The 12,657-nt window shown below is 36.7% G+C and carries 12 protein-coding genes, 1 riboswitch and 1 other annotated feature; of the genes, 11 read left to right on the top strand and 1 reads right to left on the bottom strand.

Features of this window, described 5'->3' with window-relative positions; translation table 11 throughout:
• Positions 1-5: 5 nt before the first annotated feature.
• The 8 genes from cysC (at position 6) to ACFQZ1_RS06740 (ending at position 7,122) form a co-directional block, all read left to right on the top strand.
• Positions 6-605, top strand: coding sequence for an adenylyl-sulfate kinase (cysC, locus tag ACFQZ1_RS06775; RefSeq protein ID WP_377881351.1), 600 nt, complete (start codon positions 6-8; stop codon positions 603-605).
• Between the two features lie 158 nt (positions 606-763).
• The gene (locus ACFQZ1_RS06770) at positions 764-2,386 is read left to right on the top strand and encodes a nitrite/sulfite reductase (protein WP_377881496.1); all 1,623 of its coding nucleotides are present in this window, start codon (positions 764-766) and stop codon (positions 2,384-2,386) included.
• Between the two features lie 13 nt (positions 2,387-2,399).
• Positions 2,400-2,612: a DUF3906 family protein gene (locus ACFQZ1_RS06765; RefSeq protein WP_377881350.1), complete on the top strand. Its 213-nt coding sequence runs from the start codon at positions 2,400-2,402 to the stop codon at positions 2,610-2,612.
• A 103-nt stretch (positions 2,613-2,715) separates the two neighbouring features.
• Positions 2,716-3,492 (top strand): uroporphyrinogen-III C-methyltransferase, encoded by a 777-nt coding sequence (cobA, locus tag ACFQZ1_RS06760; RefSeq protein WP_377881349.1) that lies wholly within the window; start codon positions 2,716-2,718, stop codon positions 3,490-3,492.
• Position 3,493: 1 nt separating this feature from the next.
• Positions 3,494-4,252: a sirohydrochlorin chelatase gene (locus ACFQZ1_RS06755; protein ID WP_377881348.1), complete on the top strand. Its 759-nt coding sequence runs from the start codon at positions 3,494-3,496 to the stop codon at positions 4,250-4,252.
• A complete protein-coding gene (locus ACFQZ1_RS06750; RefSeq protein ID WP_377881347.1) occupies positions 4,221-4,835 on the top strand; it encodes an NAD(P)-binding protein in 615 nt (204 codons plus the stop codon). The genes ACFQZ1_RS06755 and ACFQZ1_RS06750 overlap by 32 nt, the downstream gene beginning before the upstream one ends.
• Before the next feature lie 67 nt (positions 4,836-4,902).
• On the top strand, positions 4,903-5,367 hold the full coding sequence (locus ACFQZ1_RS06745; protein ID WP_377881346.1) for an NUDIX domain-containing protein: 465 nt from the start codon (positions 4,903-4,905) through the stop codon (positions 5,365-5,367).
• Positions 5,368-5,421: 54 nt separating this feature from the next.
• Positions 5,422-5,667, top strand: a binding site (T-box leader).
• A 111-nt stretch (positions 5,668-5,778) separates the two neighbouring features.
• Positions 5,779-7,122 (top strand): sodium-dependent transporter, encoded by a 1,344-nt coding sequence (locus ACFQZ1_RS06740; protein ID WP_377881345.1) that lies wholly within the window; start codon positions 5,779-5,781, stop codon positions 7,120-7,122.
• 231 nt (positions 7,123-7,353) lie between these two features.
• On the opposite strand, the gene ACFQZ1_RS06735 is transcribed toward ACFQZ1_RS06740, so the two are convergent.
• Entirely contained in the window at positions 7,354-8,619 is a 1,266-nt protein-coding gene (locus tag ACFQZ1_RS06735) for a murein hydrolase activator EnvC family protein (RefSeq protein WP_377881344.1), read from the bottom strand.
• A gap of 428 nt (positions 8,620-9,047) precedes the next feature.
• Between ACFQZ1_RS06735 and gltP the strand changes: the two genes are divergently transcribed.
• From gltP to ACFQZ1_RS06720, 3 genes are all read left to right on the top strand, one after another.
• Complete coding sequence (gene gltP / locus ACFQZ1_RS06730; protein WP_377881343.1) at positions 9,048-10,319, top strand: glutamate/aspartate:proton symporter GltP; 1,272 nt, start codon at positions 9,048-9,050, stop codon at positions 10,317-10,319.
• Positions 10,320-10,380: 61 nt separating this feature from the next.
• Positions 10,381-10,908, top strand: coding sequence for a ribonuclease FAU-1 family protein (locus ACFQZ1_RS06725; protein WP_377881341.1), 528 nt, complete (start codon positions 10,381-10,383; stop codon positions 10,906-10,908).
• 143 nt (positions 10,909-11,051) lie between these two features.
• A riboswitch (SAM riboswitch) is annotated at positions 11,052-11,156 on the top strand.
• A 97-nt stretch (positions 11,157-11,253) separates the two neighbouring features.
• Positions 11,254-12,570, top strand: a complete 1,317-nt coding sequence (locus ACFQZ1_RS06720; protein ID WP_377881340.1) for a Na+/H+ antiporter NhaC family protein — start codon at positions 11,254-11,256, stop codon at positions 12,568-12,570.
• Positions 12,571-12,657 lie beyond the last annotated feature (87 nt).

The following is a 12,657-nucleotide window of genomic DNA, read 5'->3' as shown; positions in this document are numbered from 1 at the left end:
AAAAGATGGAGACAAATATTACTTGGCATACAGCATCTGTTTTAAAGGAAGAACGCCGAAAGCAAAACCAAAATCATAGTTTTGTTCTTTGGTTTACAGGGTTATCAGCTTCCGGTAAATCAACGGTGGCAAACGCAGTAGCTCGCAAGTTATTTGATAAGAATATTGGTAATTATGTGTTAGATGGAGATAATATCCGTCACGGTTTAAATAAAGATTTAGGATTTTCGGAAGGTGATCGCACAGAAAACATTCGCCGCATCGGTGAAGTAGCGAAATTATTTGTTGATAATGGAACAATTGTATTAACAGCATTTATTTCACCGTTTCGCGAAGATCGTCAGCAAGTACGTGACATATTAGAACAAGGTGAATTTGTTGAAGTGTTCGTAAAGTGCCCGATTGAAGAATGTGAAAAACGTGATCCGAAAGGACTTTATAAAAAGGCAAGAAGCGGGGAGATTAAGCAGTTTACAGGAATCGATTCTCCTTATGAAGAGCCAATTCAAGCTGAAGTTATTGTAGAAACGCATCGTCATTCTATTGAACAATGTGCAGATCAAATTATTGCTTATTTGCAAGAAAGAGGCTTTATCTCACATTAACGGGCAGTAAGACCCCTACCTTAAGATTTAGAGAAAGCGAAGAAGATAGGTGGGGAATAACTGCTGGCATGCGCCCGATTGGGCGGGCTTTCCATAAGTGGGGGATGAAGAAAACCTCCACTTATAGAAGTTTCACTTTATATAGGAGGAGATACATGATGGGGTATGAAAAAGTATGGGCGAACAATGAAAAGCTAAATGCAACAGAAAAAAAGAAATTAGAAAAAGACGGTTTAGAAATTTTTAAAGATATTCCGTATTATGCTGAGCATGGATTTGCGTCTATTCCGAAAGAAGAATGGGATTCTTTTAAGTGGGCAGGTTTATATTTGCAGCGCCCAAAAGAGGCGGGGTATTTCATGATGCGTGTAAATATACCATCTGGAATCATAACAAACGAACAAGTGGAGGCTCTTGCTTCTATCGCCGAAGATTACGGCCGTGATGTACTTGATATTACAACGCGTCAAGCGATTCAGTTTCACTGGCTGCAAATTGAGCAAATCCCAGATATTCTGCAGCGGCTAGAGAAAGTAGGGTTATCGACAGCAGGTGCATGCGGTGATATTACACGTAACATTACAGGGAATCCACTTGCTGGAATTGATGAAAATGAATTGTTTGATACACAAGTAATTGTGCAGGAAGTATATGAATATTTTCAGCATAATGAAGAGTTTTCAAATTTACCTCGCAAATTTAAAATGTCGATTAGTTCGAATGTGTTCAATTCAGCAAATGCTGAGATTAACTGTGTGGCATTTACACCTGCAACGAAAGAAGTTAACGGAGAAACAGTTATTGGCTTCCATTTAAAAGTAGGTGGTGGTTTATCAGCACGGCCATATTTAGCAGAGGAACTAGATGTATTTGTTTTACCAGAGCAAGTAAAAGATGTAGCGATTGCCGTTGCAACCATTTTCCGTGATTTTGGATATCGTGAAAAGCGTCATCTAGCTCGTCTGAAATTTCTTGTTGCAGATTGGGGACCAGAAAAATTTAAAGAACAGTTATTACAATACACAGGACCTTTACATGATAGAGGAGAAAGTGCATTGAAGGGTTGGAATGCTGGTTATTTCTACGGTGTTCATAAGCAAAGGCAAGATCATTTACACTATGTTGGTTTTAATGTACCAGTTGGCCGCTTACATGCAGAAGAAATGTATGAGATTGCTAGAATTGCAAAACAGTATGGAAACGGTGAAATTCGTACATGTAATTCACAAAATTTTATTATTCCGAATGTACCAAAAGAAAATATTGACGAACTATTGCAAGAACCATTATTAGAAGCAATCTCTACAAAACCAAAGTCATTTATCGGTTATGCAGTTTCTTGCACAGGTATTGAATATTGTAACTTGGCATTAGTAGAGACAAAAGAAAGATTACGTAATATTGCGGATTATTTAGATACACAGCTTGTACTGGATGTGCCAGTTCGTATTCATATGATCGGTTGTCCAAACTCTTGCGGACAAAGGCAAATTGCTGATATCGGTTTGCAAGGTGTCAAAATGAAAACGAAAGAAAAAGGAATTGTGGAAGCTTTTGAAATTTATGTAGGCGGGACGTTACTAGATGGCGGTGCTTATAATGAAAAGCTAAAAGGAAAAATTGATGGTGAAGACTTGCCGCATGTTCTCGTTGCATTTTTAACATACTTTAAAGAAAGTAAACTTCCTAGTGAAACATTTTATGAGTTTGTTGGTCGTGTTGGAATAACGGATTTACAAGCAGCATTAGATACGATTTTAGAAGAAGTGATTGCATCGTAGGAGGGTGAACAATATGGACTTATATCGTTTTGAGGCTGTTTTAGCAAATGGTGTTGTTCCTGTAGTCGTTGTTGCACAAAGTGAAGAGCAGGCATTTCGTCTTGTTGAAATAGAACTTGAAAAATATTTTTTGCCTTTACCCGAAGTGAAAGAGATTTCTTTATATGAGAAAAAGAAAATTCGAAAGGGTGCAGCTTTTGTTTTGCATGAACAAGAAACGATTTAATAGGCCTGCTAATAGGCAGTAAGATGAAGATTTGCAGACTTCCATCAGTAGAAAAAAATCTACTAATGGAAGTTTCACTTTATAGAAGAAATGGGGAGAAAGTATGGGAAAAGTGTACATTGTTGGTGCAGGCCCTGGTGATCCAGATTTAATTTCTGTTAAAGGAGTAAAATGTATTCAACAAGCAGATGTCATTTTATATGATCGTCTTGTGAATAAAGAGTTACTTTCTTATGCAAAGCAAGAAGCGGATTTAATTTACTGCGGGAAGCTTCCGAACTACCATACAATGAAGCAAGAAACCATTCATGCTTTTCTAGTGAAATATGCAAAGAAAGGAAAGATTGTAACGCGTCTAAAAGGCGGGGATCCCTTTGTGTTTGGAAGAGGTGGCGAAGAAGCGGAAGCTTTGGTGAAACATGGTATTCCATTCGAAGTTGTTCCGGGCATTACAGCTGGTATTGCGGCGGCTGCGTATGCGGGAATTCCTGTTACACACCGAGATGCTAGTACAAGTTTTGCGGTTGTAACAGGGCATCGGAAAGAAGGGGCAGAGGAAGAAGTGAAATGGAAAAACTTAGCGAAAGGGGTGGATACGCTTGCTGTTTATATGGGCGTAAGCAACCTTTCTTATATATGTGAACAGCTTTTAAAACATGGGAAAAGTGAACATACACCGGTAGCCATGATTGAGTGGGGGACAACAGCATCTCAGCGTACAATTACAGGAACATTAGGAACAATTGTATCTGTAGCAGAAAATGAGCAAGTTCAAAATCCAAGTATGATTGTAATTGGTGAAGTCGTACGCTTCCGTGAGAAAATTCATTGGTTTGAACAAACATTTGAACAGTCGTATCCACTGAGCGGAGCACTTTAATATGAAAGCAATATTATATATTTGTCATGGCAGTCGTTTACAGGAAGCATGTAAAGAAGCGACTGCTTTTGTTACATCGTGTATGGAACGTGTATCAGCTCCTATTCAACAAATATGTTTTTTAGAATTAGCACCACCTTCTATCGCTGAGGGGATTACAACTTGTGTACAAAAAGGGGCAACTGAAATTGTGATTGTCCCTATCTTTTTATTAGCGGCAGTTCATGTGAAAAAGGATATTCCTGAGGAGTTAGAACGGTTACAAAATCAGTATCCTCATGTGTCATTTTCATATGGAAATCCATTTGGTGTTTCTCGTAAACTTGTTACTGCAGTTCTAAATGGTAGCGGAATTAAAATGATTGGCAAACGAGTTACCCTGTTACTTGTGGCGAGAGGGAGTAGTGATGCGGAGACGTTAAGAGATGTAAGAGATATTGCGTTATTGTTTGAAGCTGCAGATGAGGTAGTAAGGGTCGAAGTATGTTATTTAGCAGCAGCCAAGCCGCAATTTGAGGAGAAGCTACATGAACTTGTTCAAACAACGAATGCCCCAATTGTTATCCTTCCGTATCTTTTATTTACAGGATTGTTAATGAAGAGAATTGAAAAAGCAGTTCGGAAAAATAACCATTCTCATATTGTATTATGTCCGTATTTAAGTAAGAATCAAGCTTTTCAAGATATGCTAATTGAACGTACCGAAGAAATGATAAGGGAGGATGTACATGTACCCATTAACAGTGCGAATAAAGAATAAACGTGTTGTTTTCATTGGCGGTGGACGAGTCGCGGCATTTAAGATTGCACCTTTATTGCAAGAAGAAGCTAATATTATTGTGATTAGTAGAAAACTTGATAAAAGTTTAGTTCAGCTTGTCGAAGAAGAAAAAATTCGCTGGTTTCAAAAAGAATATGAAGCAAGTGATCTTGCAGGTGCGTTTTTAGTTGTTGCTGCAACGAGTGATGCACTGTTAAATGAGAGAATTGCAAATGACGCAGCGCCGAATCAACTTGTAAATGTAATTACAAATCCTGAGAGTGGTAATGTTCATTTTCCGGCAGCTATTCATCGTGGGAAATTAAATATTGCTGTATCTACCGGCGGGGCAAGTCCAAAGCTTGCGAAAAAAATTCGTGATGAAATTGCAGGGAAATATGATGATAGTTATGAGGAATATGTGAATTTCTTATATGATGTACGTATGAAAGTGAAGCGGCTACAAGTTGATAAGAAGACGCAGAATGCTGTGTTACAGGAAGTACTTAAGTCTGTTTATGTACAAAATGCACAGCAACGAGAAAAATTTTTCTATTCGTTAGATGAAAACCTAGTATTTTGATAGTTTGTAATATTCCCCTCTTTTGAATAAAATAAAGAATGCATTCCTGAAAAGGGGGAGAAGAGATATGAAAATCAGAAATTCAGTAAAAGCATTAATTGTACGGGATGATCATTTTTTGGCAATTAAAAAGCGTGACCAATATGGGGAATATTATACACTGGTCGGCGGTGGTCAAGAACCGGGTGAAACATTTACGGAAACGGTAAAACGAGAGTGTATAGAGGAGATCGGTGCGGAAGTTAAACCAAATGAATTATTGTTTATTAGAGAATATATTGGTAAAAATCATGAATATGCCGCGTTTGATTTTGATGTTCATCAAATTGAATATATGTTCTCATGTACACTTCTTAGTGAACCGAATGTAGAACGAGCAACAGAGTTAGATACGGGTCAAATTGGAATAGAGTGGTTACCGTTACGTAACATTACACAGTATCGCCTCTATCCGCAAATACTACGTGTGCGATTGCAACAACATTTTATTCGCCATGAAAAGACGGAAGTATATTTAGGAGATGTAAATTAATTTGTCCTTTACAAATACAGAAATCTCCTCTATAATCACAGTTGACTTCAATACATGAAATCAATGAGCAAGAAGAGTACGTATATTTGAAGCGTTCAGAGAGCTGGGGAAAGGTGTGAGCCCAGTACGATAAAATATACAGAATGGGCTTGCGAGAGGTATGTTGAACTAATAGTAGGCAACCCGGGTTCCGCCGTTACAAGGATAAGGTATCGGAAGCATTCCTGTACCTGAAAAGTGGGATAATTATATCCAATTGAGGTGGTACCACGGTATTATATTACATATATCGTCCTCTACATGCATAACAGCGTGTAGGGGACTTTTTTATTTTCTAAAGGAGGTGAGCGAGTATGAACTGAAAGTATATAAGCAGGAGAAATGAAGATATTCAGATAAGGAGAAGTAGAAATGAAAGAAACACAGCAATGGACGTCGAAAATTGGTTTTGTACTCGCAGCAGCCGGGGCAGCAGTTGGACTTGGAGCGATTTGGAAATTTCCGTATGTTGCCGGAAATAGTGGAGGAGGAGCCTTTTTCCTTGTCTTTTTATTCATGACAGTATTTATCGGTCTGCCGCTTTTAGTAGCGGAATTTGTTATCGGTCGCAGTACGCAGAAAGAAGCAGTGACAGCATATAAAGTATTAGTACCAAATAATAAATTATATCCATGGATTGGCCGCATGGGGGTTGTGACATGTTTTTGTGTTTTAGCATTTTATAGCGTAGTAGGGGGCTGGATTTTACTTTATTTGTTTTATAGTGTAACAGGTGGATTATGGGGGAATGCCGTTGATTACGCAAGGTTGTTTGGAGAAACAATCTCAAATCCAGTAAGTGCGATTGGAGCACAATTTATTTTTATGCTGTGCACAATTTTTATAGTAAGTAAAGGTGTAGAAAAAGGAATTGAAAAAGCAAGTAAGTATATGATGCCGCTATTATTTATTCTGTTTCTTGCAATTATTGTTCGTTCTCTTACATTGGACGGGGCGTGGGAAGGTGTCAAATTTTTCTTAAAACCGGATTTCTTGAAATTAACAGCAAAAACAATTTTATATGCGATGGGGCAATCATTCTTTTCACTAACAGTTGGAGCTTCTGTTATGGTTACATACAGCTCCTATTTGAAAAAAGAAGAACATTTAGCAAAATCAGCAATATCGATTACTAGCTTAACAGTTTTTATTACTGTACTTGCAGGACTAGCGATTTTTCCAGCAATTTTTGCGTTAGGTGTTAGTCCAACAGAAGGACCAGGGTTACTATTTATCGTTCTTCCAGCTGTGTTTGGAAAAATTCCTTTCGGGCATTTTTTCTTTATTTTATTCTTAATTCTATTTTTCTTTGCAACGATTACATCGGCAATGTCTATGCTCGAAATTGTAGTTGCTTCCGTAGCGAAAGAGGATGAAAAGAAGCGTCCATCAGCATCGCTCTTAATTGGATTGCTTATTTTCGTAGTTGGAATTCCAGCAGCATTATCATTTGGAGTCATGAGCGATGTGAAATTATTCGGAAAGACAGTTTTTGATCTATTGGATTTTTCGGTGAGTAATGTATTACTTCCACTTGGTGTGTTAGCAATTTCGCTTTTTGTACCAAATAAAATGAAGAAAGAGTTGTTAATGCAGGAATTAGAAGTCAAAGGCACAAGAGGGAAAATATTATTTCATGTATGGTTTTTCTTGCTTCGCTACGTTATTCCAATTACGGTTCTTTTTGTCTTTTTAAACGTTATTGGTGTACTTTAGTTAATAAAAAACGGAGAATATTCTCCGTTTTTTATCCCGCTATTTGCGGGCAGTAAGACCCCACCTCAAGATTCAGAAAAAACAAAGAAGATAGGTGGGGGATAACTGCTGGCATGCGCCCGATTGGTGAGAGCTTTCCATCAGTGAGAAAAGCGTCACTGATGGAAAGGTGAATGATGGGGTTCGCTTGTTTTCCATAAATAAAAAAACTCGGCAATTGCCGAGTTTTTTTTATTTAATATAAGGAGCTGGATCTACAGCGTTTGATTTTTCTATATTCCACTCGCCGATGTGTAGTTCGAAGTGCAAGTGTTGTCCGTGTGAATCACCCGTGTTCCCCATAACACCGAGTTGTTGGCCTTGTGTTACTTTTTGTCCAACTGAAACAGAGCGGCTGCTCATATGAGCATAAACAGTTGTATATGTTTGACCGTTCATACGGTGCGATAAGTATACAACATTTCCGTAGCTACTAGAGAAATCGGAGCGAATAACAACTCCATCGGCTGCAGCGAAAATTGGTACGGTTCCAGGAGCTGCAATATCAAGTCCTTTATGACGATCACGTGATGGATCATTAAATCCAGAAGTAAAGCTACCAGCTGCTGGTTTAATAAAACCGCCAGTATTTTTCGCTTGAGATGTAGTTGAGTTTTGCGTTGAAGGAGCAGATTGCTGAGATTGTTTTTGTTCTTGAGCTTTTTTTGCTTCTTCAGCTTTTTTAGTTTCTTCTGCACGTTTTTCCTCTTCAATTGCATTTTGAACAGCTTGACGTTGGTTTTCTAAAGTAGTCTTTGCTTCTTCTAAACTTTCCATCTCAGAATCTACTTTTGAAGCTTTTTCGTGTAAATCAGTAATTAATGTTTGTTGTTGTTGCTGATTTCCTTGTAGTTCTTGCTGTTGTTTCTGTAATGTTTGTTCAGATTCCTTAAGTTGTGCTTCCTTTTTCTCAATCACTTCTTTTTCTTTTTTAACAGTTTCTTGATCTTGTGTTTGCTGTTTCACGATATCTGTATCATTATTTAAAATTACACTTACAGAATACATATTTTCTATTAGTTCAGCGATATTGTTCGTGTTAATTAATACTTCTGTAATTATATTTGTACGTGGTTTTTCTTGCATGGACTGTAATCTCTGCTTAATTACTTCTTGACGTGAATCGATTTTTTTTTGCAGCTCTTCAATATTCTTCTTTTTCTCTGCAATTATGTTTTGTGTTTTTTCGATTTCAGCTTTTGTTGCTTTTAAATCTGCTTCATTTTTATTAATAGAAGTAGTTAATTCATCGATTTTTTTTTGTAAATCTTGTATCTCTTTCTCGATTTGTTGTTTTTCAGCTGATTTCGTATGTATTTCTTGTTGTTTACCCTCTAATTGTGATTGGATATTAGATAATTTATCTTGACTCGTCTCCGCATATGCTGGTGAAAGCAATGGAGAAACGAACATAGTGCCGGCTGTCAGTAAACTAAATGCTGTTATTTTTTTGTTCATCTGTCTGTCCCCTTTCCCTATTCTATATAATCATAGGAAGGAGAAAAATGTCTATTGTTGTAATGATAATGTAAAAAAAATTTAAGTATTTGTTATTAAATATCGAAAATTATAAAGAAATCATGTATAAATTGTTCGTTTATACTATAGTAATTCGTGTATATAGGGACCTAATAAATATCGAGAAATAAGAAGGGAGGAATCGATTTCATGTGAGGTTTTCTGACATGAGATTTGTTTTTGTCAAGAAAAATATTTGGACAGAGGAAAATTTATTTAGTTGTCAGATTTCTATTTTTGTCTTATCATTTTAATAGGGGCGAAAGTATTGAATAGTCTTATAATATTTAATACTGCGATTTTTATATTTTATAGAAAAATAGAATATAAGAGATTTAAGAACATATAAGAAGGGGGTTGCAGCAAGTATGAAAAGAATTGGACTTGCGTGGCAAATTTTAATTGGTCTTGTAGCTGGTATTGCTGTAGGGGCAATCTTTTATCACAATCCGATGGTTGGTACTATTCTAAAACCGATTGGTGATATTTTTATTCGTTTAATTAAAATGATTGTTGTACCAATTGTAGTAGCAAGTATTGTTGTTGGTGTTGCCGGCGTTGGCGATGTGAAAAAGCTTGGACGTTTAGGCGGAAAAACAATCCTTTATTTTGAAATTATTACAACAATTGCGATTGTTGTTGGTTTATTAGTAGCAAACGTATTCCAGCCAGGAAAAGGCGTGAATATGGCTGGTTTACAAAAAACAGATATTTCTAAGTATGCAGCTACAACAGAACAAGTACAGCACCACTCATTTGCAGACACATTTGTAAATATTGTTCCAACGAATATTATGGATTCATTGGCAAAAGGTGATATGCTTGCAATTATTTTCTTCTCTGTATTATTTGGTTTAGGAGTAGCGGCAATTGGGGAAAGAGGGAAACCAGTTCTGAATTTCTTCCAAGGTGTAGCAGATTCAATGTTTTGGGTGACAAATCAAGTAATGAAATTTGCGCCGTTTGGTGTATTTGCGTTAATTGGCGTAACGGTTTCTTCGTTTGGTGTAGCATCATTAGTTCCACTAGGTAAATTAGTTATTGTTGTTTATGGGGCAATGATTTTCTTCGTTGTTGTTGTATTAGGTCTTACGGCAAAGTTATTTGGAATTAATATTTTTCAATTCTTTAAGATTTTAAAAGACGAGCTTATTTTAGCTTATTCTACAGCAAGCTCAGAGACGGTTCTACCAAAGATTATGGAAAAGATGGAGCGTTTCGGTTGTCCGAAAGCAATCACATCTTTCGTTATTCCAACAGGTTATTCATTTAACTTAGATGGTTCAACATTATATCAAGCAATTGCGGCCATTTTCTTAGCGCAAATGTATGGTATTCATTTATCTATTACACAACAGGTTACATTGCTTCTTGTATTAATGGTTACTTCAAAAGGGATTGCCGGTGTACCAGGTGTATCATTCGTTGTATTATTAGCAACGCTTCATACAGTAGGTATTCCATCTGAAGGTTTAGCGTTTATCGCTGGTATTGACCGTGTTTTAGATATGGCACGTACAGCAGTAAACGTAGTAGGTAACTCATTAGCTGCAGTTGTTATGTCTAAATGGGAAGGACAATATGACGCAGAAAAAGGACAAGCTTATTTGAAAGAGATTTCAGAGAAGCAAGCAGCTTAAATTACGATAAAACCCTCACGTATAACGTGAGGGTTTTTCTATATGAGAGAGGTGGCTGCAAATGAAACGAAAATATGGAGATGGATCATCATGGAAACGGCTAATTGATAGAGCATATTCAGTAAAAAAGGTACAAGATGGCATGTTAGGTATACTACATATAAAACAAGTGAAAGAGCCTAGCTACAAGCAATATCGTAATGGCAAGGTTTGTATTGCAAATAACGGCTATACTTGGGTACAGTATTTTATAAATGGAAAAAATTTTGCGATTACAGCTATGTTAAATGAGAAAAAAGAGCTTGTACAATATTATATTGATGTTTCAAAAGAGTATAAAATTGATACGAGAGGAATGCCTTATTTTGATGATTTATATTTAGATGTTGTGCTGTTACAAAATGGTGATATGTATTTACTAGATGAAGATGAGTTAGAAGATGCGTATGCAAACGGAAATATTTCAAAAGAAGAGTATAATTTAGCCTGGGATACAGCAAAGTGGCTTATGAAAAAAAATGAAGAAGAACATTTTTTATGGTTTTCCATTTTAGAAACAGAAATTCAGAAAATAAAAGATAGTCTTTAATTGTGTGAAATGGGTGATTTATTTCTAATTTCGCATAAATATCAAAAAATACCAACTATTTTGATAGAAATAATATTTGACATTTTCTTTTGCAGCGAGTAAAGTAATAAAGGATTGACTTACACAAAATATAATATGAAACCTTCTTATCAAGAGAGGCGGAGGGACTGGCCCTAAGATGCCTCGGCAGCGGACTCATGTAGAGTGCTGTGCCAAATCCAGCAAGCGATATGCTTGATAGATGAGAAGAGTGTTTCTTATATGATATATAAGACCTCTTCTCTTTAGAAGAGGTCTTTTTCGCTCTTGTGAAGGAAAGATTTAGAAATAGGAGAGGATATTACTTTGGAACAAACAAAAGGAAATGGATGGGCACTATTGCCACTTGGTGTATTTTTAGCACTATTTATTGGTTCTGGTGTCATTACAGGGGATTTTTATAAGTTACCAATCGTAGTAGCTATTTTAATTGCAGTTGCTGTTGCATTAGTAATGAACAGAAAAGAGAACTTTACGACAAAGGTTGAACGTTTTGCTAAAGGGGCTGGCAATCCAGATATCATGATTATGGTATTAATTTTTGTATTAGCAGGTGCATTTTCTGAAACAGCAAAAGGTATGGGCGCTGTTGAAGCAACAGTAAACTTAGCTCTTACTATTTTTCCACAAAGCTTATTAGTTGCTGGACTGTTTATTATTGGTGCGTTTATTTCATTAGCGATGGGAACGTCAATGGGTACAATTGCGGCATTGGCGCCAATTGCAGTGGGAATTAGTGGGCACACTGATATTTCTATGGCACTTGCTATGGCGACAGTTGTTGGCGGAGCAATGTTTGGTGACAATTTATCTTTTATTTCAGATACGACAATTGCTGCGGTGCGTACACAAGGAACGGAAATGAAAGATAAATTTAAAACAAACTTCTTGATTGTCTTACCGGCTGCCATTATTACGACTATACTTTTAATCGTTCTTACGTTAGGAACTCATACAAATATGACGGCACATGCGTTTAACTGGGTGAAAATTTTACCGTATGCAGGGGTGTTAATTACAGCGCTGCTTGGATGTAACGTACTCGTTGTATTAACTGGAGGAACAGTGTTTGCTGGTATCATTGGCATGTTAGATGGCAGCTACACATTAGCAAGTTTCTTTAAAAGTGTCACAGTAGGAATTAATGGTATGATGGAGATGGTATTATTAGCAATTTTAATCGGTGGAATGGTTGAAATTATTCAATATAACGGCGGTATTCATTATTTAATGAATGTACTAACGCGTAATATTCGCTCGAAAAAAGGTGCTGAATTTGGAATCGCTGGTCTTGTAAGCATGACAAATATGTGCACAGCAAATAATACGATTTCTATTATTTTCACAGGTCCACTGGCAAAGAATGTTGCAGATCAATACAATATTGATCCGAAAAAATCTGCGAGCTTGTTAGACTTATTTTCTTGTAGCGTGCAAGGGTTAATCCCGTACGGTGCGCAAATGTTAACAGCAGCAGGATTTGCTTCACTTTCACCAGTTGAGTTATTACCGTATTCATTTTATCCAATGTTAGTTGCAGTTTGCGGTATTATTTCAATTATAATTAATTTTCCGCGTCTTTCACCTGTAGCCAAGAAAAAGGAATATGTAAAAACAGCGTAAGAAAAAGAGGATGTCTTGTAGAAGGCATCCTTTTTTGTTTATCTCGCTATTTGCGGGCAGTAATTTCACTGCATTTCATTACAGTAA

It is taken from the genome of Bacillus sp. CGMCC 1.60114, from assembly GCF_042676365.1.
In the GTDB taxonomy this organism is placed as follows: Bacteria; Bacillota; Bacilli; order Bacillales; family Bacillaceae_G; genus Bacillus_A; species Bacillus_A rhizoplanae_A.
The sequence above is the reverse complement of the archived record's forward strand: the minus strand, read 5'-3'. Positions and strand labels throughout refer to the sequence as shown.

Coding starts and splice junctions, on each gene's coding strand:
- ACFQZ1_RS06725 (WP_377881341.1), top strand. CDS start 10,381: ATGAAACGAAAATATGGAGATGGATCATCATGGAAACGGCTAATTGAT.
- gltP (WP_377881343.1), top strand. CDS start 9,048: ATGAAAAGAATTGGACTTGCGTGGCAAATTTTAATTGGTCTTGTAGCT.
- ACFQZ1_RS06765 (WP_377881350.1), top strand. CDS start 2,400: ATGGACTTATATCGTTTTGAGGCTGTTTTAGCAAATGGTGTTGTTCCT.
- ACFQZ1_RS06740 (WP_377881345.1), top strand. CDS start 5,779: ATGAAAGAAACACAGCAATGGACGTCGAAAATTGGTTTTGTACTCGCA.
- ACFQZ1_RS06770 (WP_377881496.1), top strand. CDS start 764: ATGGGGTATGAAAAAGTATGGGCGAACAATGAAAAGCTAAATGCAACA.
- cysC (WP_377881351.1), top strand. CDS start 6: ATGGAGACAAATATTACTTGGCATACAGCATCTGTTTTAAAGGAAGAA.
- cobA (WP_377881349.1), top strand. CDS start 2,716: ATGGGAAAAGTGTACATTGTTGGTGCAGGCCCTGGTGATCCAGATTTA.
- ACFQZ1_RS06745 (WP_377881346.1), top strand. CDS start 4,903: ATGAAAATCAGAAATTCAGTAAAAGCATTAATTGTACGGGATGATCAT.
- ACFQZ1_RS06735 (WP_377881344.1), bottom strand. CDS start 8,619: ATGAACAAAAAAATAACAGCATTTAGTTTACTGACAGCCGGCACTATG.
- ACFQZ1_RS06750 (WP_377881347.1), top strand. CDS start 4,221: ATGTACCCATTAACAGTGCGAATAAAGAATAAACGTGTTGTTTTCATT.
- ACFQZ1_RS06755 (WP_377881348.1), top strand. CDS start 3,494: ATGAAAGCAATATTATATATTTGTCATGGCAGTCGTTTACAGGAAGCA.